This window comes from Paenibacillus urinalis (assembly GCF_028747985.1).
Lineage (GTDB): Bacteria > Bacillota > Bacilli > Paenibacillales > Paenibacillaceae > Paenibacillus > Paenibacillus urinalis.
This window is the reverse complement of sequence record NZ_CP118108.1, coordinates 455,473-474,018: the sequence shown is the minus strand read 5'-3', so window position 1 is coordinate 474,018 and position 18,546 is coordinate 455,473. Positions and strand designations below refer to the sequence as shown.

The following is an 18,546-nucleotide window of genomic DNA, read 5'->3' as shown; positions in this document are numbered from 1 at the left end:
ACCCGAATGAATGAGCAAAAGATCTTCAACACTGAGGCACCGAATAAATCCACCCGTATCATTAACGGCGAGAACTCCGGGATTCTGAACTGGAACGACATTCGCATGCCTCATATGTATAAATTGTATAAAGTGCTGCTGCTGAATTACTGGATCGCTGACGAAATTCCAATGTCCAAGGATGCTCAGCAGTTCCCGCATCTGGATGCCGAAGAACAGCGCACATTCAAGATCAACATCGGCCTGCTGGCCGTGCTCGATTCCATGCAGACCATGTTCGTCGGGGACGTTAGAGAATACTTGACCGATTCCTCCCTTGAGGCGATCTCCGCTATTATTGCCCAGCAGGAAGTCGTGCATAATCAATCTTATTCTTATGTGCTCTCATCCCTCGTATCGTGGGATGAGCAGAAGGAAATCTTCGAGTACTGGAAGCATGATCCGGTTCTGCTGGAGCGGAATCGATTCATTGCGGATATTTATCAGAACTTCCGTGACGAAGCTACGCCGCAAACGTTCTTTGAGGCGCTTGTTGCCGATATGATTCTTGAGGGTATTTTCTTCTACAGTACATTTGCTTTCTTCTACAATCTGGCACGGGATCAGAAGATGATGGGAACGGCACAGATGATCTCTTACATTCAGCGGGATGAGAACCAGCATTGCTACTTCTTCGCTGAAGTTTACAAGCAGCTGCTGGCTGACTACCCAGAGCTGAATACAAAAGAGAACAATGACTATGTCTACCGTACAATCAACCGTGCAGTAGAGCTCGAAACCAATTGGGCACACTACACACTGGAAAAAGTACGCGGCATCAATCTTCCTGAGCTTGAAGACTACATCAAGTTCACAGCGAACAAGCGTCTTCGCCTGATGGGAATGGACAAAGCATACGAGGGCGTTGACGTCAACAGTATGCCTTGGATCAAGCCGTTCTCTGATGAGGCATTGAATGCAACGAAGACCGACTTCTTCGAAGCTAAATCCCGTAACTACGGTAAAGTCGGTGATGATAACGGATTCGACGATCTGTAAGATCAGCTGCGTTCTTTCAAGCGATAAATCATTTAACGGATAAACGATTAACGATATCAAAAAGCGATCTTCCGTCTCGGCGGGAAGATCGCTTTTTTTGGTGCAGTTAGTTCAATCGAGAATGTCAGGCATGAACCTCTACACTCGCTTGATGCTTGTCGAGGAAATCAGCCATCGCTGTATATACAAGAATTTCATTCGCCTTACGAGAGAAGCCATGGCCCTCATCTTCCAGAACGATATATTCGACTTCTGTCCCCTGCTCCTTCAACGCCGTAACAATCTGATCTGATTCAGCCTGTACTACGCGCGGATCATTCGCTCCCTGAATGACAAGCATCGGCTTCACCATCTGCTTCAGGTAAGTAATCGGTGAATCCTTGATCAGTCGTTCACGGTCTTTCACCGGATCTCCCAGCCACTGCTCCATCATCGGCTTCCATGAATCCGGAACCGATTCAATGAAGGTAAACAGATTGGACGGTCCGAAGATGTCTACTGCTGCGCGGAACAGCTCGGGATGACGTCCGGCAAGCAGCAGCGTCATATAGCCGCCGTAGCTGCCCCCCACGATAAATAGACGATCTGGTGAGCTTATACCCTGTTCAAACAGCCATTCGATACCTGCTACGCAGTCCAGTCGAGGGCCTTCACCCCAGTCTCCTTCCACCAGCTTGATGAAGGTCGCCCCATATCCTGCACTTCCGCGGAAGTTAGGCGCGAAGATGTTATAACCCCGGGCTAGAAGGAACTGGAACATCGGTCTAAAAAACTTACCTTCCGAAGCCTGCGGTCCCCCGTGCGGCCAGAAGACCGTATAACCGTTAGCCGCTTCAGGCTTCGCCTTAAACAGTAAGGCCTCAATCTCCATTCCGTCGAAGGAGGTATACCTAACGACATCCGGGTAACACAAATCCTCTTCCGTCAGCCCCACGACGACGTTATTCGTGAGCTGCTCCCACTCCCCATTCACATGACGGTAAATGTTGAAGGGCTTCACTGCCCCGCGGCCAAGAATATATACATTTCCCGATTCAGCCACCGATATCTGCTCTACGAAATCAACGGGCAGAGGAACGGACGTATACCCTTCTTCACCATAAGGGACAGCATACATTCGGCTCTCAATTCCCACACTCGTAACCATATACAAAGTCTGAGACTCTTTGTGCCACTCGATGGCTCCAACCTCTTCCTGATCAAAGGCTTGGACCGTTCTAACTTCACCCCTTGAGATGTTATATTCAGCTGCATAAGAGAATTCCTTTCCTTGGTTGGTCACAAACAGCAGCGTATCGTCATCGACAAAAGTAACGCTTCTAATGACTTGAACCTCTTCTTCAGGGAATACATACTTTACCTCAGCCTCTCCATCCGATTGGATGAACAAGGACTGATGTGTATTTGAGAACATCTTCAGATAGGCTCTGCGCTTCTCATCCGGGCTGATCGCTGCAAGATAAGTCGGTCTATTTGCTCCTTCATGAAGCAGCTCGTCCTGCCCGGATTCAAGGTCAAGGCATCTGGAATTCAGATACACCGGATTATCCTTGGAGGTGTCATAGTATATTCTTTTCCCATCCTTCGACAGCTTCACGAAATAGAACTTATCGTCTGCTTCACCGGGCACAATCTTAACCGGCTTGCCGCCGCTCGGCTTCAGCACATACAGATGCAGATTCTCATCACCGTCTTTGTCAAAATCAGCGAGTATAAACTCGCCGTTCGGGTCTGTCTTCATAAAGCTGCCTGACTGATTCTCATATGTAAGCGGGTAAGGAAAGCCGCCGGGCAGGTCCATAGCCCACAGGTTCGGCTGACCGTTCAAGTTGCTGTTAAACAATAGTCTGGATTCATCCTTGGTAACCGTAAAATATCGAATAACACTGGTTTGGAAAAATTGAGCCACGTCCGGGATAGGAAAGTTAATCATTGCGATAAAGCCTCCTTTATATTCGTTTGCTCACTTCCTCTACATCATAATTTACACATCCCTCATGATCAAGATATGGAATGCGCTTAAGCTAACGTATTGTTCGATATTTAAGGCTCATCGAGCCTCTGCCGAGATAACAGACCGAACCAATGTAATCATTCGAGAGATAGAGCGGACGAGTCGTATAGGACTCCCCTGATTCCAATTGTGAATGCCGAATCCAGGTATAATCCTCCGCAAGCGTATTAAGCTTAAGCCACCGGCCTCCGATCCCGAGCCCCGTCGCTTTGGCGAGCGCCTCCTTGCGCGTCAGCATCTGTAGTAATATTCTTGTTCGGTCCTGTTCATTACTCGAGGCAAGACAGTATTTTCGTTCGGATGGGGTCAGAAACCGGGAAGCGATTCGCTCTGCTCTCAGCATGTCCCGCATGCGCTCCACATCAACACCGACAGGACAGCTGCCTGCAATGGCAACGCATGTCAATTGATCCGTGTGGGCCAGATTGAATTCAATCCCTTGGCGGACGAAGGGCTTCCCATTCGCATGGTACTCCAGCTGTACTGACTGGGGAGAACAATCGAGGTGCTGACTGAGCACGTATTTTAAAAAAGCTCTTGAAGCGGCAAACTGGGTCCTGTCCTTCAAGGTTCGGTATCGCAGCATTCTCTTTACCTCACTATCGTTCAAGGCATTCCGCAGCTCAGGCGCCAGTGTACACTGCCCCTGGGCAGAAGTGTACTGAATCCACACCTCTAACGTGCAGCTCATACATTCACCCCCATTACTATAGCAGCTAGGTCATCACTGACATTCGCAGCTTCTCAGGGACTGCATGTTGATACAAAGCGTGCAGTATTTCCTCATCTGAAGGCAGGAGGAACATTTCTCCCATTTTCATATAATCCAGATTCATCAGTGCCGATTCTGATACATACATGCAGGCCTGCTTGAGCGAATCGAGGTCTGCATAATGTCTGCCAATACACTTCATCCGGCTCATTTGCAGTACCTTCCCGCTGATGCCTTTATACGGCAGCTCCATGAGACAAGAGACGACCTGGTTGTACAGCTGCTTGGGATCAATCGAGAACCCGCTCAGAATGGAAAATGAAAATGAGGATCGATAATAATGCTCCCATGCTGCATTTTTATTGATCAAGCCGTTATGAACTGCCTCTTGAAAAAACAGAGAAGCTTCGCCAAAGAGAGCCTCGAGTCCAACCATCAGCATGACGTGCTCTCTCGTCGACATAGAGGCAGGATCGGCTGCAAAGCCAAATTGAACAACCGGAATCGGCTGAAACCTCTGTGTTTCACGGTACATATCTATTGAGGGCTTCCTGGATAAAGCCACCTGTTCACCTGAGGCAGGAGCGATCACAGCTGGTTCGGGGATTACGCTCTCCAAATAATCAATGACAGCATCTGCCTTAACCGGACCTGCTACCGCCAGCGCCATCCGGTTCTGTGTATAATACGTCCCATAGACCTCATGCAGCACGGATGCATGGATCCCTTCAATGCTATCCGGCGTACCCGCGACATCCATAGCCAGTGGATGATTCTCCCCATACAGCATGGAGAGAAGCTGCTGCATACATAACCATACGGTCTCATCGGTATAGCCGGATAATTCCTGCCTGATGATCGACTTCTCTAATTGAATTCGCTCTTCAGGAAAATAAGGCGTGAGGATCAAATCCATAAATAGAGCCAAGTTGCTGTAATACTGATCTGTAGAAGCCATCTGATAGGTTGTTACATCGTACCTGGTAAGAGCCGAAGTCGAAGCACCTTGCCTACGTAGACGCTGATTAACCGAGGGGCCGGGCTGGCAAAACATCATGTGCTCCAGAAAGTGCGCCGTCCCATAAGGAGCATGTATTGAAGCGGATCTGATCTGTGAATCAGAGACTTCCGGTCCATCATGAATAGCTCCGTAGGATACACTGAGCGAAGTGAACGTGTGGGCATGCTCCGGCCTTGGGAGAATCCGAATGAGCATGCCTCCCGGCAGACAGTGCTCTATCACATCCTGATCGAGTGTTATTTTCATGCTTCTATGCTCCCTTCCCGCTTCTGTCCAGATTCTCATTCGGAAAAAGAACCCAGGTTACAGCTTTTTCAAGGTTCGAAGCGATATGTACAATGTCATCTGAAGTTACAGCTGTGATCTGTGCCAAGAAGTCTGCTGTATCCATTGTGGCACCCGTAAGACATTGATCCAGGTGGATATCGATCTCTTGTTCGGGCAGATCGATGCCGACTTTCATGAAATGAAGTACTCCTTCAATCGCCTGTGTGATCTCGGCCGCTTCCACCTTCCCATCGGCGACCTGCTCCAGCTCTCTGTCAATAATGGAGAGAATATCACTCATATTGCCGACTGTCGTACCCGTATGAACATGCATCAGTCCTTGGAATCGATCCAGCTCGCTCATCACTTGATATACAAGCTGGCTCCGTCTTCGCAGTTCCCGATTGAGCCGGGACATGGGGCCGGCGGCAAACAGATTATGAAATACAAAAAGCGCTGCATAGGCTGGCGAACCATAGGATACATGGGTCTTATAAGTAATGTTTAATTTACACTGATTAAAATTACCGTGTTCAATCATAAGGGAAGGCTCTTTCCCGGCGGGTATGCTGCTCCCCAAAGCTATTTGATTCGCAGATGAGATAAGAATCGGATCCCCTTGCTCTTGTACGGCAGAGGATTGCGGTGTGAACCAGGAGAATACATCATCCGTATAATGTTCAGGCAACACATTACCAACAATGTGGATGTGTATAGGTAAACGAATGGCTTTTTCATAAGCCTCATATATATGGTGCTCTTCTATGGTCCACGAGTCCTCTTCACCATCTTCACAGCTATTCGCTGATTGTGATGCATAGCCGATATAGGATAGACAACGGCTCTTTAACAAGGAGCTTGGATCATGTGCCTCTCGATGTACCGCATACTTAAGCCCATCCATTTCCTCCCTCATTCGCTCTGAATCAAAGCGATTGGGCCCGGAAGGTCTCATCATTATTTCGGATAAGAGCTTGAGCGCCTCCCTAGCGGGTGAGCTCTCTGCCTCTGAATCGCCGGGCTGCAGGACCTTAATAGCATAGGAAAGGATCTGATTGGACCCCTTCTGCTCGATGTGATACTTACAGCTTGCTCCGTACAGCATACATAACCGTTCTCTTTTTGCTGATTCGCTCAGACCTGTGCCTCCTGCTGTCCAGAGAAGCCTTCCGAGCAAGGAGTACATCTGTTCATTAATTTCTCCGCTATTGATAATGGATACCGTCAAATAAGCGTTATAGTACTTGGTCGTAGGCATTAAATGAAGAGATACGTTGCCTCGACTCGTTGATATGAAACGATGGGACATGATGACACCTCCCTAATATGAAAGTCCAGGAATCTTAACTTAGGCTTAGGTTGTATACCTCCGCTTGCTGCAAATTCATTCCGAGCTGGCCGAAGCCTTCAACAGGCCGGCTGATCCAGTCAAGCCGGGGAGGCCCAATAGGAGAGGAAGGAGCTGTCGTCTCCTCGCTCTTCCAAGCTAGAACCTGCTCATGATGACGATCCCAGAATCGCCACTGCTCCGGCTGCTGCAGCAGCTGAGCCCGAAAGGGACCATAGATCTGCTCTGCAATGTGCTGAACATCCTCACTCGGCTGAAACGGAGGAAGAAATACAATCCGGCTCTTGTAGTCCGCCGTCATGGTCATGAAGTACAGACACACCGGCTTTTTGGCTTTGGACAATATTCGGAATATTCCGCTTCTTGTTCGTATATTCGATGTCAGAAACGGCAGCTGCAGCTGATAATTGTCTGTGTTATAGCCCGTCTGTCCGTCCACGAACAAGCTGAAGCAGCCGCCTTTTTTCAAATGGGAATACAGCTTGATGCCGATCAGCTCATCCTGGGAGTTCAGCATCTCCGCTCTTGAATATTTACGAATGGACTCCCACTTATCGAGCTGCTTCTCCTGCATAACGGTATCCCTCTCCGCTACCAGATAAAAAGGAAGACCCTCACGGTAATAGCCATTGCGGATTTCTTGTCCAATCGTCACCATATTGTGTCTGACAAACCCATAGTGAAAGGTGAGGAAGGCCCCTCCCTCCTGAAGAGTATGCTGCACGTGCTCTCGTCCATGAACCTCATCCCATTCCAAGAAGGAATACGGTGACTTCTTATGCTCTTCTACCGTCCGCAAGAAGGACAGATAATCAATCCATGTCTCCTCAGCCGTTCTCGGCCCTCCAAGCGGGTTCATTTCCTTCGCAATATTCATAAGCGCATAGAAGTAGCCCAGCTTGATGCCGGCCTCCCTCTGCTGCTCAAGCTCGAGCTGTACTGCATTTCGGTGAAGCTCAAACGATTCTCTAAGATTCATGACAGATCTCTCCTATATGTAGACTGCAATCGCAAGACATCCGGTTCTGATGCAGACCCTCGAGCATGTGGGCCATCAGCCGCAGGGCCAGCTCCATCTGCCCTGGCAGCCGATCAGAGGCGAGAACGCCTTGACCTTCAACCAAATCGCCGCCAATGAAATACAGGTCGGAACGAAGCACCATTTCCATCGCTTGCAGCACGACGTGCCAGGAAGGTCCGCCGCTCAGCGGAAAGTCGACATGAGGGAAGGTGCCGGGGTCCAGACAATCCATGTCAAAGGAGAGATATGCCACGGCCTCAGGATGAATAGCCCGCAGATCCGAAAGTATTTGCTCGATCGTCTGCGGCTCCAAACGTTCTGCAGAAATTTGAATGAGCTTATCATGGGTATACATTTGATCCACAGATCGGATCCCTCTTAGTCCCAGCTGTACGACCGCTGCAATCTCATCTTGTGCCAGCAGATGGCGTACAAAATTGGCATGATGAATTCGATCATGATGCAGCGCGTCAATGCCGCAATCATGGTGCGCATCAAACTCTATCAAAATAATCGGCTTGTTTATATGCTCCAAAAATGCAGATAAGAGCATATGCGTGATCGAATGATCTCCACCAATACTGTACAGCCCTGCCTGCTCTGCAACCGAGAGCTTCACTGCCTCTGAGACGGCTGCCGAGCTCACACCCAATTCATTACCAATGAAGAGCTCTTTCTCGCACGATCCTAAATCCTGCATAATGACGCCCTGCATCAAACGCCGGTCTGTTCCAATGTCATATAGACCGGAAGTATAGGGTGATACAAGAGCAGGGTACACAGTTCTTTTCCACGATTCGGCCCTGAGGCTGTCCTCGAACAAACCGACGGATGAATCATGAATGCTTGTCCCTCCGGCATAAGGAATACCTAATAAATAGAAGTTTGGCTTCGGCTGACCCAGCAGTGGACTGAATTTAAAATAGGGAATGAGCGGATGACGAACACCTGGAATCATCGGAGTATCTCTATCCTTATTCCAGGTGTCAGGCTGCACCTCATAGAATTGTGTAAAGCCTTCATCTGCCGCAACCCATGATTCTCCCAGACGCTGCATCAGATAGTAGGGATTCATAACGTACCTCCTTAGGCTTGTGGTGAGAATACTTTTTCTTGAGCTCTGTGATCTGAGTCCGAAGCTTCTTGGATGTAGCGCTTCTTATACATTCGAAACGTAGGGATAATAACACTGGCACCCGCTAGATTAGCGAAGAATATGCACCAATAGAAGGCTTCTGGCTGATCTAAGAGTGTCGTCATTCCGAAACCGGCAGCCACGATAAGGATAAAATAAACCGCGTTCAGCAGGAGCGCACGATACCCCTGACCTGTCTGTTCCATCGTCAGAAGAGCCGTCATTAATGGACCCATCAGTATATAGGAGGGCGCCACGATGCTCAGATACTGTACCGCTTCCTGCCGGGCTGCTTCCTCTGCGATGAGAAAGGTAACAATGGGCTCCTTGAAGAGCCATACGCCGGCTGCAATCAGCGCATAGGCAGCGTATGAATGCTGCATTCCTTTCTTGAAGCCTTCATATGCTCTCTCTCCTTTCTTCTCAGCCATGTTCTGATTAATGATGATCCCAATGGCGGAACCGATCACGATGCCTGGCAGAATGGCCATGGTCTGGATTCGATAACCTACCCCGAAGCCAGCGATAACACTCTCACCATAGGGACTGATAATCCGGTTATAAAAGAACGTGCTTAGAAAGATAAGACAGTAAGACACAAAGACGGGTACACCTACATGCCGCAATAGAATTAACTGTGACATCCTCCATTGAAGAGGAGGAAGCTTGAAGTGACCCGTGCGAATGAGATAAATAACCGCAGCAGACAGGGATAGCAGACCGCTGATCATATTGGCATAGACGATTCCACTTAAGCTAAGGCCAATAACACGGACCAGTAAATATACAAGCAGAACATTCACTGCCGCTGTTCCTACCGCTATAAGGGAAGCCTGCTGTGCCCTGCCGAGTCCACGCAGGGCAGCACTCGCAATGGCCCCTAGAACGGTTGGGATGGCCGCAATCATCATCCCTCTTACGTAACCTGAGAAGAGCGGATGAATGGAGTCTGCAATCCCATAATAGTAGCGGAATAGCGGCACACACAGAATGACGATCAGACCGATCGTCATCGTCAGCAGAAGGCCGCCTGCTGCATAATGAGCCAGCAGACTTGAGATTTCTGCCTGATCCTTGCTGCGATGGCGAGATATCGTAACCTGTGCAGACAGCTGGAGCGCTTCGACGAGTGCGATCAAGAGGAATGAAATAGGGATATATAAAGACAGTACATACAGCACATCCTGTCCTGTATGTCCCATAAAGAACACATTCGCCATCTGAGTGATCATATTAACGAGAGAGGCTAGAAGCATAGGTACTGCTGTCTTGAGCAGCAGTCCGCTGATCTTTCCTGTCGTGTAATCCAGGCTCTTCATGACATATCTCTCCTTCGTTAAACGTCAGCAAATTTAGTGCAGGCATCGAATGCACAATGACAGAGCAGACCGACAGCTGATGATGATCCCCTGCCACGAGCAGTACTCTGGTGCCGGTTTCAGGCTGGTTCAAGCGGAGCCATTCGGCAAGCTGTACCCAGACATCTCCACTTAGCGCGTCTTCTGCCCTGCTGTTAACAGCGGGTGCTGAATCAGAATCAAATCCATAATGGAGTGCAGACTGGATAAAGGTCTGGTCCGGGCTGTATCTCTTAATGAGTGATGCTATGATCGTCTCTGCATTCGCAGAAGACCACTCCTGCTTCCCCTCGTAATGAAGCTCAAGTGCTCCTCCTGCCGGGTTCACTTCCATCGCAACTGCCATATCCGTTCGAGGATAGGGTCCCACTTCCTTCTGTGGGAGGGAGTTTCCTTGTTCGGGGAAGTCAGTAACCTCTTTCTTCTGAACAATCCTTTGCTCTGAGAAAACAACAAGTGACTGACGCTGGATTGTCAAGTGCATAAGAGGAATGAATTCTACTGCGGCAAGCGGACCCAGATGAGATAAGCCGAGATAGTTTGCGAAGTGAAGCGGAGTCTCCTCCAGCAGCCGGGCCAGAGGAGGATTAAGTGCATACCTGTCAGGATAGGACTGTGCTAATACAATTGAATCCCAGCAGCTGTCCTTCTGAAAGGGCTCCAGTACTTTACAAGCCATGTCCCCGCTGGTCACGCGCTTTCCGTCTCGAATATATGCGCGGATTACAGAATCCATGGGAGTACCGAAATATGCCTTCTCCGCATACAGGTAGGGAGAGAGGACACGATAGTCTTCCGGTGATGCCTCCAATACATAATCCTGATCAGGTATAGTCAGCCAGTTGATACTGTTGACGAACAACGGAGGAATCTTCAATCTCTTATGCATAGCTCATCTTCCCCGTAATATAAGCCTGGAACACATTGACCTTCTGTATATTGGTCGTTCCCTCCATGAACTCAAATGCTCTCGCGTCCCGATACCATTTATTCAATAGCGGATGCTCATACAGCGATCCAGGACCCAAATAATCTGCTGCCAGCTGGGTGGCTTCCTCTGCAAGCTGAGTTGCCCGGATCTTACCCAGTGAAGCAAGGTATCCCTTCTGTCCGTCAGCATCGATCTCCATCGCGGCATAACGGATCAGTGAACGTGTTGCTGCCAGCCGAAGCCACAGCTTCTCAAGCTCCTGCTGCTCCTTCTCCTTATATTGCCTGCGCTCTGCAAGCAGATAATCGTAAGCTGCCTGGGCAACACCAAGACCAAGCGCGGCTACACCGGGGCGCATCTGATGGAAGGTTTGCAGCGCTCCCCAGAAGCCCCTTCTGGATTTGCTCAAATGTCTGCCGAGCACCTGTTCCTCCTCAATCCTGCAGCCGTTGAAGGTAAGATGACTAAGCTGCACAGCACGGACACCCATCGTATCAAGTGGAACCGCACTAAACCCTTCTACCGAGGTGTCGATCAGCAGAACCTGAATTCCGAGCGGCGTATGGCTGGTCTGGGCAAATACAAGTCCCATGTCTGCACGGCAGCCGTTACCAATAAAATATTTCTCGCCATTTAGAATCATGTCTCCATCAACAGCTCTATGGACTCTCGTCTGGATTCCGGTTGCATCAGAGCCCTTCTTGGGTTCAGACAGAGCAAAGAATGTCCAGGAGGGCGCCTTCAGAAATCGGGAGTAGAAGCGCTCCTTCTGCTGAGAATCTGCAAGCTCATTGATGATAATGCCGGACATGGAGGGACCCGGACAGCCCAAGAATGTGCCTGCATCGCCATAGGCCAGCTGCTCGATCGCCGTGACCCGTTCGATACAGCTAAGCCCATAATATTTCTCTGATCCGATCGTAACGATTGGTTCGCCGCCATATTCAGGAGGAATCATCATCCGATTGGCAAGCTGCAGAGAAGGACGGCTGGTGTATAAGGACAAGCGCTCGGGCTGCTCATCTACCAGCTGTCCTACCTCCCTCAAATCGCTGCCGATCTCTTTCATTTCCTGCTCGAAGACTCGTAATTTATCGGTGGTAATCATGCTCATACTCCCTCCTTTAGGACACGTAATAAATGTTCTTAACTGCCTGGGATATGTAATAGCTATACATGACCGGTCCATTCACGTAACCATGTCCCCCGCCCAGCTTTTGAAGGAGACCAAAAGCACGGTCCAGCTCTTGATGAAGCATAGCTCGCAGCGACGCCCGATTCACAGGGCTGCAGCTATACTCCATATGCTCACTACTCGTGCTCTTGATCATCTCCAAAATCGTCAATATATCCGTAATATTGCCTTTAACCAGCTGATTCTGCAGCGTCGGCCCGTTTCCGGATTCACGCCCGGAGAGGTGCTGTCTTACAAGCTCAAGTCCTGCAGCACATAGTTCTGCCCGGTACAGCAGCATTCTCTCCAGCAGCTCACTGTAGAGCGGATCCTCGTGGCTGCCTTCCTGAACACGCTTCTCCTGTGTCTGTGGAAGCCGCAGCAATTGAAGACCCTCCACCTGCAGAATAGAATCCTGGATCAGATGGATATTCTCCAGCTCGGCGATAGAGAACAGCTCATGACCGTCATACAGGAAGCAGTCCAGCTCTTGAAGCAGCCGCTGAGAGATCATAATATAGCCGGTGCTATTGATTGGAACAATCATTTTATCCTTGATCTGAAATAAAGAATTCTCCAGAAGACGCTCGGCTCCCAGATCGGCAGAGGCACTCGCAATTCCGTTGTCAGCCGTCGCGATACTTCGATTATCCTCGTCTCTGTTCATTCTACTGGCTCCCTTCAATGTCTCATTAACACAAATCCGAAAAAGCTGCCCAGACCAATGCTGGTCATCACATAATGACTCCCTTTCTCCATCCATCCCTTCGCCATCGCTTCCGATAGGTTGATGAACGCATCACTTGAGAAGGTATGACCAATGCTCGGAATCATATCAAGGTATACCCGCTCTTGGGCGAATCCGGTCCGATGCAGAAATTCCTTCCACGTCGTCCAGTTCACATTATGCGGCAGGATATAATCCAGATCTGACAGCTCCATGCGGCAAGAGCTCAACAACTTATCTAAGCCGCTGATAATATGGCTTACATAGGTTTGGTTAAACCCTGCCATCTCTTCCTCCGTAGCATAATATCCTGTATGAAATCTTGTATCGTTGAATAGATAAACCGATTGAATCACGTTACGGGTTCCTCCATTTTCGAGCAGCAGAGCTACCGCTGAATCGCCGAGCATTGTAGACTTGCGAATATAACGCCAGGAGTTTGGCAAAAAGTTGAACTGGTCCGCACAGAGCAGCAGGATTTGGCGAATCTCTGGATCACGTTCAATCATCCGGTTTGCCACATCCAGCGCTGCCATAGATGAAGCGCAGTTCAGCTGAGAGATGCCGTAGCACGGAAGGAGCTCCATGGAAAAAGGACGCAGCACCTTGTGCAGCAAGCCATAATCTCCCGGAACCTGCACATGGGCAGAATGGGCGTACAGCACAACGTCGACCTCATCCAGCGACTGCTTCTCCTTCAATTTCTGAATACACTGGATCAGAGCGTCATCCAATGTCTGATCCGTGTCCCATACCGGTGACCCTTTGAGCTTATGGTATTTACTCAGAAGCTGCAGCTCTCCCTTACTGTAGCCAAGCCCATCGAGGAGGTCGGCGGGAGATTCAATCCGTTCCGGAATACTTACACTGATATCCTTAATGCCTAGCCCCATCGCTCCCCTCTCCCTTCAAGCATCCTTCTTACATTTCCAGCAGCAATTGATACAGATATTCCTCCTCTTCCTCGTAGTGAAGCACGCATACATGGGTATAGGAGTGCTCTTCACTTAGAAGAGAAGACAAGGCCATGAAGGGAGCTGCACTCCACCTGCAGGTGTCGTAGCCCCTGACCTCATAGGATGGATCAAGCAGGCCGCACAGCGAAGGGTGAGCCAGGATGAGCAGCCTTTGCGGTACGGCCCTCTTCTGTACCAGCCATTCATCCATCTGATCATTCAGCACCTGTGCATTCAGCGATGGCATATAGTTCATTCGGATATCTACAATATTTCCCGAGCTTCCCTGTACCCTGTCCATGAGCAGGAGAGCCCCGGTGTCCACGCCTGAGACTTCCTGCAGCTCCTTGGTCTTATACGGCAGAGAGGTCTGATCCATCACCAGCAGCATTGCCCGGCTGAAGCCCGATTCCTTCAAGTACTGATTGATGATATGAAGGGCCATAAAGGGAGCAGCAAAGCCCATATCATTAATGGCAAAGCTCAAAAATCCGGCTCCATAACGGTCCATTATATAATTGACGATTGAAATATCCGGCCTTATATTCGGAAAGCTGTAGGCCAGAATGAATAGATCTGTCCTCGATATTTCCTGCTTCCATCGCTCATCATCCAGTATTTCTGCAGCCATATTGTGGTATGAATTGTTGTTCCCTTTCTCGAGCCATTCATAGTCTGGAGTCATGTCGAAGCCGGATAATAGATCATGATGAAACCGCTCTAACTGCGGATGCTCAAAAGGAGGGCTCTTCTGCGTGAATTCCTTTACGAATAACTGCTGGATTCCGAGTGCCATCAGCTTACACCGCTACAAGCTGTCTCTCGATATATTCAGCCAGAGACCCTACTGTACTGAACACTTCCGGCTCCAGTTCATCAGGATCAATCTCCAAGCCGTCAATCCGATCCTCCAATGTCATCAGCAGCTCAAGCACCGAGGTAGAGTCAAGATGCAGCTCTTCAAACAGGGATGTCTCCAGCCCAATTGGACGTTCCTCCTTTGTGTTCAGCACTTCTTCCAATGCACCTTTGATTTCTTCAATAAGCATATTTGTTGTCATCTCTATTTCCTCCTTAGAAATATAATTTATAGAGCCGGAATCATCGGCTTGACTTCAACCAAATGCTGCTTGCCCAGCAGATCCTGCACCTGGTCCCGGTCTCGGATCAAATGAGCCTCTCCCTTAGCAACAAGCACTTCAGCCGGATACCCATGACTTAAAAAGTTTGTAGGTGAAGCTGTCGGCCCATAGGCTCCGGAGTTGAATATGCCAATCAAGTCACCCGGCTGCACTTTGGGGAGAGCTACTTTCTTGCCCACCACATCGTTCGGAGTACACAAGGGTCCGGTAATGTTGTATTCTCCTTCCGCCGGCTCATCACAGCGGCTTAACAGAGCGATAGGAAAGTTCCGTTTAACATAGGAACCGACGCCGACAGCAGCCATATGGCAATTGGTTCCTCCGTCTGTCACAACAAAAGTTTCATCATACGATTCTTTAACGTACAGTGCCTTGCTCACCAATAATCCTGACCGCCCGACCAAATATCTTCCCAGCTCCATAATGAGCCGTGTCTCAGGATGCGTTTCTTTAAAAGCCGCGAACAAGGGATTCAGCTGCTCAGCAAGGCCATGCACATCAAGAGAGGACTCTCCTTCGAAATAGGGAACACCCAGTCCTCCTCCCACATCAACCATATCAAGCTGCACGCCAAGAGCATCCTCGATCCTTACAGCGAGATCCAGAATATGTCCGGTGTTCTGAACAATCGGATCGATGTCCAGCATCCGTGTTCCCATATAGACATGGATACCCCTGATCGTGATATGAGCATATCCATTCATCCATGCTGTGCTGCTGAATAAAGCCGCCTCATCGATGCCGAATTGACGCGGCTTGCCGCCCATAGTCAGACGAGAGCCCTTAACCGAAAAGGCAGGATTAATTCGCAGTGCAACCTTCGCTTTAACATCAAGCTCTTCTGCCAGCCGATTGATGATCTCCAGCTCCTGAAAGGACTCACAAACGATGGCGTAAATGTTGTAGTGCAGACAAGCCTTGATTTCCTCTTCGCTTTTTCCCGGCCCTAGAAAAATAATGTTGTCCGGATCAGTCCCCGCTTTTATACTTGTTATCAGCTCGGCGAGAGAGCAGACTTCTGCATGGGCTCCGAGGTTTTTAAGATAGTTATAGATAGAGATGTTCGGATTGGCCTTCAGGGAATAAAAAATGTCTACTTCCTGATGGAGCACTCGGCGAAGCTCCGAGTAAACCTCTTCAAGGATGTCTCCGTCATAGATATACAGCGGAGTTCCATATTTGCGTGTCAGACTGGATATTGCATAGTTCTGAATCGTATATTCCTGGCTCATTTGACTCCTGCCTCCCATTCCCTCAGCTTATGATCAATTGATGCATCCAGCTCAAGCAGCGCTTCGCGTGAATCTGCCACAAGCAGACCATACAGCCGCCCTGTAAACAGGCTGCCCGGCTCCTTATAAGCGGCATTTACTGTAGCAAAATTATTAATAATGAACCCTTGCCTGCTCTGCGGGCTGTAGATGAACGCTGAGAGCAGTGTTTTGAGCTCTGGGTATGGGAAATAGTCCTTTAGCGTAAGGGTATATTTCTTCGCAAGACCGCACTGCTCTTGTCCAATGAGCCGGTCCTGCAGATTGGTTTGATACGTAGACATGTTGAATCTGGCATTGATCTCAAGATTGGGATACAGTCTTCCTTCCTGATCAAGAATGGCATCAATACCGACCATCCCATAATATCCGTCTGCAAACATGGCCTTGCCGATCAACTGAGCGGCCTCCTGCAGAATTTCGATCTGAGCCTCCGAAAGTCTTGAAGGCATCACATGTCCCTGATGCACGCCGTTCTCAACCAAGGATTCCTTCACACAGAGAAACTCTACCCGGCCATTGCGATCAATAAGAAATTGGTAGTTCAGGTCACAGATTTTATCAATCCACTCTTCAAGTACATAGTTGATACTGCGGGTTTCCTTTTTCCGAGACTGCTGCTCCAGCATTTTGAGCACTTTATCGAACCGCTGCCTGTCGCCAATGACCGTGATGCCCTTGCCCGACACGCCCAGTGCGTCCTTCAAAACCAGGGTGCCGCCTTCTTCAAGCAAATAAGACAATTCATCAAAGCCTTGCTTCAGCTCTTCAATCGTGCTGCACTCCCTGCCATTGATCTGACGTATTCCAAGCTCTCTGTTCAGCCTGCGCGAATACCCTTTATCATTTACTTTCTGAAAAATATCTGCACTTGGAACTGCAAGAGGTATACCTACGAGCTTCGACAGCTCCTCCTCCTTGGCCGAGACGCCAAAAGGAACGAGATATACAGTGTTATGCCGGGCGATTTCCCGAAGTCGGTTTAATGTGGACTCGCAGTCCAATACATTTTCTGTTATATTTAGCTTAGGTGCGTTATTACGCATTGTTAGAAGTAGTGAATTCCCGAATCCAAGTGATTTGGCGTCTGTCATCATCTCTGGGTCAGGACTTTCTTTTAACAACACATAGTCACCCTTCCCTGCAAGAAAGACACCCAATTCCTCCATTCGATTCACCAGCTCTACAGAGGAACCGACAGTGAGAGATGGCAGCTTCAGGGTATGCTCCTGCTTCCATTGCTCTTCCACTTCAAAATTGTTGATATAGATGAAAGTGGACTCTGAGCTGCCGGTCAACGCTTGCTTCAGCTTAACCGAGAAGTCGTTCGTTAACGCTTGAGACATTGTACTCATCTGCATTTCCACCTTTACTCTCATATTTCATAACAGCTGCACTAAATGTTGCACCAAGCCCAACGGATACCAGCAAATAATAATTTGCCGGCTTCAGCCTGTTTTCGGATATTGCCTTCTGCAGATTAATGAAGGGATCTGAGCAGAAGCAATGTCCTAATTCAGAAATATTGTCTATGTAAATCTGTTCAAGAGGATATTCGAGTGATGCAGCAACCTTTTTCCAGGAAGAAATGTTGACATTGTGCGGAATAATCCAGGAGATCTCCTGCAGTGTTATACCAGCCTCCCTCAAGGTATCCTGTATAACGGTGCATAACGTGGGGACATAAATTTCCTGAAACTCCTTCAATGTTTCTTCTTCACCCGTAAGCACGTTGCAGAACTTGCCAATGGTATGATGCTTGCTGTACACCATGCAGCTTCCCTCGCCTTGCGAGCCAAGCAATACGGCAGTCGATGCTTCTCCCATGACGGTCGTATTGGGTATGAGCTGTACGATTGGGCTGAACGTCTTCTCCCCCGTCAGCAGCAGCACGTACTCATCATCTGACATTGCCCGCAGCAGGCGCTCTGCGATATCTAGAGCTACAATTCCAGTTGCACAGTTTTGCTGGGTTAACGAGAACACGATGCTATGCTCAAAATGATATTTCTTTTTTAATTTCTGGATTATTTTCATATTGTATGGAGAAACATCCTGAATGGTATGACAGTAGATGATGTACTTGATCTTCGAGCTATCGATATCAGGATCACTGCTTACTCGCTCGAGCAGATTACCAAGCAGGTTGAACAAGTTTCCTTGCTCCTCCTGACGAATCTTTTTTAATCCATGTATCTTTTCAAGCACTTTGATCTGTGCTGATTTTAATCCTAGATGCGTATTAAGCTGCTGGACTTCTAATGTGTTGCCCGGAATATAGGTCCAAATGTTCTTTAAGTGAAGCATAATAGGTCATCACCTCGGCAGCATAAGGCTGAATGGATTGCGGAGGATCAGGAGAGCTTCTGATTCACATCGCTCTCCTCCTCTGCAATAAAGAACTGGCGGATAGATGGAATGAAAGTGATTA

At 48.8% G+C, this 18,546-nt stretch carries 17 protein-coding genes; 1 reads left to right on the top strand and 16 read right to left on the bottom strand.

Annotated features, from left to right (window positions below):
* Positions 1-6 precede the first annotated feature (6 nt).
* Positions 7-1,038: a ribonucleotide-diphosphate reductase subunit beta gene (locus tag PUW25_RS02195; RefSeq protein WP_047911455.1), complete on the top strand. Its 1,032-nt coding sequence runs from the start codon at positions 7-9 to the stop codon at positions 1,036-1,038.
* 124 nt (positions 1,039-1,162) lie between these two features.
* Here PUW25_RS02195 and PUW25_RS02190 read toward each other — a convergent pair whose 3' ends face one another.
* From PUW25_RS02190 to PUW25_RS02115, 16 genes are all read right to left on the bottom strand, one after another.
* Positions 1,163-2,971 (bottom strand): S9 family peptidase, encoded by a 1,809-nt coding sequence (locus PUW25_RS02190; RefSeq protein ID WP_047911454.1) that lies wholly within the window; start codon positions 2,969-2,971, stop codon positions 1,163-1,165.
* 91 nt (positions 2,972-3,062) lie between these two features.
* Positions 3,063-3,743 carry a 4'-phosphopantetheinyl transferase family protein gene (locus PUW25_RS02185; protein WP_047911453.1) on the bottom strand — a complete coding sequence of 227 codons (681 nt, stop codon included), beginning with the start codon at positions 3,741-3,743 and terminating at the stop codon, positions 3,063-3,065.
* Between the two features lie 25 nt (positions 3,744-3,768).
* Positions 3,769-5,031 carry a M16 family metallopeptidase gene (locus PUW25_RS02180; protein WP_047911452.1) on the bottom strand — a complete coding sequence of 421 codons (1,263 nt, stop codon included), beginning with the start codon at positions 5,029-5,031 and terminating at the stop codon, positions 3,769-3,771.
* A 4-nt stretch (positions 5,032-5,035) separates the two neighbouring features.
* Positions 5,036-6,361 (bottom strand): insulinase family protein, encoded by a 1,326-nt coding sequence (locus PUW25_RS02175; RefSeq protein ID WP_205054420.1) that lies wholly within the window; start codon positions 6,359-6,361, stop codon positions 5,036-5,038.
* A gap of 34 nt (positions 6,362-6,395) precedes the next feature.
* Entirely contained in the window at positions 6,396-7,379 is a 984-nt protein-coding gene (locus PUW25_RS02170) for an LpxL/LpxP family acyltransferase (protein ID WP_274337968.1), read from the bottom strand.
* A complete protein-coding gene (locus PUW25_RS02165; protein ID WP_274337967.1) occupies positions 7,369-8,496 on the bottom strand; it encodes an arginase family protein in 1,128 nt (375 codons plus the stop codon). The genes PUW25_RS02170 and PUW25_RS02165 overlap by 11 nt, the downstream gene beginning before the upstream one ends.
* An 11-nt stretch (positions 8,497-8,507) precedes the next feature.
* Positions 8,508-9,875: an MATE family efflux transporter gene (locus PUW25_RS02160; protein ID WP_274337966.1), complete on the bottom strand. Its 1,368-nt coding sequence runs from the start codon at positions 9,873-9,875 to the stop codon at positions 8,508-8,510.
* Positions 9,790-10,803: a hypothetical protein gene (locus PUW25_RS02155; RefSeq protein ID WP_274337965.1), complete on the bottom strand. Its 1,014-nt coding sequence runs from the start codon at positions 10,801-10,803 to the stop codon at positions 9,790-9,792. The genes PUW25_RS02160 and PUW25_RS02155 overlap by 86 nt, the downstream gene beginning before the upstream one ends.
* Positions 10,796-11,953 (bottom strand): acyl-CoA dehydrogenase family protein, encoded by a 1,158-nt coding sequence (locus PUW25_RS02150; RefSeq protein WP_274337964.1) that lies wholly within the window; start codon positions 11,951-11,953, stop codon positions 10,796-10,798. Before PUW25_RS02150 ends, PUW25_RS02155 begins: the two co-directional genes overlap by 8 nt.
* Before the next feature lie 16 nt (positions 11,954-11,969).
* The gene (locus PUW25_RS02145; protein WP_274337963.1) at positions 11,970-12,686 is read right to left on the bottom strand and encodes a hypothetical protein; all 717 of its coding nucleotides are present in this window, start codon (positions 12,684-12,686) and stop codon (positions 11,970-11,972) included.
* A gap of 14 nt (positions 12,687-12,700) precedes the next feature.
* Positions 12,701-13,639, bottom strand: coding sequence for a 3-oxoacyl-[acyl-carrier-protein] synthase III C-terminal domain-containing protein (locus tag PUW25_RS02140; RefSeq protein ID WP_274337962.1), 939 nt, complete (start codon positions 13,637-13,639; stop codon positions 12,701-12,703).
* Between the two features lie 28 nt (positions 13,640-13,667).
* Positions 13,668-14,498, bottom strand: a complete 831-nt coding sequence (locus PUW25_RS02135) for a hypothetical protein (RefSeq protein WP_274337961.1) — start codon at positions 14,496-14,498, stop codon at positions 13,668-13,670.
* A 4-nt stretch (positions 14,499-14,502) separates the two neighbouring features.
* Positions 14,503-14,763, bottom strand: coding sequence for an acyl carrier protein (locus PUW25_RS02130; RefSeq protein ID WP_047911441.1), 261 nt, complete (start codon positions 14,761-14,763; stop codon positions 14,503-14,505).
* Positions 14,764-14,789: 26 nt separating this feature from the next.
* A complete protein-coding gene (lysA, locus tag PUW25_RS02125) occupies positions 14,790-16,076 on the bottom strand; it encodes a diaminopimelate decarboxylase (protein ID WP_047911440.1) in 1,287 nt (428 codons plus the stop codon).
* Positions 16,073-17,470, bottom strand: a complete 1,398-nt coding sequence (locus PUW25_RS02120) for a preATP grasp domain-containing protein (RefSeq protein ID WP_274337960.1) — start codon at positions 17,468-17,470, stop codon at positions 16,073-16,075. The genes lysA and PUW25_RS02120 overlap by 4 nt, the downstream gene beginning before the upstream one ends.
* Positions 17,427-18,422, bottom strand: coding sequence for a 3-oxoacyl-[acyl-carrier-protein] synthase III C-terminal domain-containing protein (locus PUW25_RS02115; RefSeq protein ID WP_274337959.1), 996 nt, complete (start codon positions 18,420-18,422; stop codon positions 17,427-17,429). Before PUW25_RS02115 ends, PUW25_RS02120 begins: the two co-directional genes overlap by 44 nt.
* Positions 18,423-18,546 lie beyond the last annotated feature (124 nt).

Coding starts and splice junctions, on each gene's coding strand:
- PUW25_RS02195 (WP_047911455.1), top strand. CDS start 7: ATGAATGAGCAAAAGATCTTCAACACTGAGGCACCGAATAAATCCACC.
- PUW25_RS02190 (WP_047911454.1), bottom strand. CDS start 2,971: ATGATTAACTTTCCTATCCCGGACGTGGCTCAATTTTTCCAAACCAGT.
- PUW25_RS02185 (WP_047911453.1), bottom strand. CDS start 3,743: ATGAGCTGCACGTTAGAGGTGTGGATTCAGTACACTTCTGCCCAGGGG.
- PUW25_RS02180 (WP_047911452.1), bottom strand. CDS start 5,031: ATGAAAATAACACTCGATCAGGATGTGATAGAGCACTGTCTGCCGGGA.
- PUW25_RS02175 (WP_205054420.1), bottom strand. CDS start 6,361: ATGTCCCATCGTTTCATATCAACGAGTCGAGGCAACGTATCTCTTCAT.
- PUW25_RS02170 (WP_274337968.1), bottom strand. CDS start 7,379: ATGAATCTTAGAGAATCGTTTGAGCTTCACCGAAATGCAGTACAGCTC.
- PUW25_RS02165 (WP_274337967.1), bottom strand. CDS start 8,496: ATGAATCCCTACTATCTGATGCAGCGTCTGGGAGAATCATGGGTTGCG.
- PUW25_RS02160 (WP_274337966.1), bottom strand. CDS start 9,875: ATGAAGAGCCTGGATTACACGACAGGAAAGATCAGCGGACTGCTGCTC.
- PUW25_RS02155 (WP_274337965.1), bottom strand. CDS start 10,803: ATGCATAAGAGATTGAAGATTCCTCCGTTGTTCGTCAACAGTATCAAC.
- PUW25_RS02150 (WP_274337964.1), bottom strand. CDS start 11,953: ATGATTACCACCGATAAATTACGAGTCTTCGAGCAGGAAATGAAAGAG.
- PUW25_RS02145 (WP_274337963.1), bottom strand. CDS start 12,686: ATGAACAGAGACGAGGATAATCGAAGTATCGCGACGGCTGACAACGGA.
- PUW25_RS02140 (WP_274337962.1), bottom strand. CDS start 13,639: ATGGGGCTAGGCATTAAGGATATCAGTGTAAGTATTCCGGAACGGATT.
- PUW25_RS02135 (WP_274337961.1), bottom strand. CDS start 14,498: ATGGCACTCGGAATCCAGCAGTTATTCGTAAAGGAATTCACGCAGAAG.
- PUW25_RS02130 (WP_047911441.1), bottom strand. CDS start 14,763: ATGACAACAAATATGCTTATTGAAGAAATCAAAGGTGCATTGGAAGAA.
- lysA (WP_047911440.1), bottom strand. CDS start 16,076: ATGAGCCAGGAATATACGATTCAGAACTATGCAATATCCAGTCTGACA.
- PUW25_RS02120 (WP_274337960.1), bottom strand. CDS start 17,470: ATGAGTACAATGTCTCAAGCGTTAACGAACGACTTCTCGGTTAAGCTG.
- PUW25_RS02115 (WP_274337959.1), bottom strand. CDS start 18,422: ATGCTTCACTTAAAGAACATTTGGACCTATATTCCGGGCAACACATTA.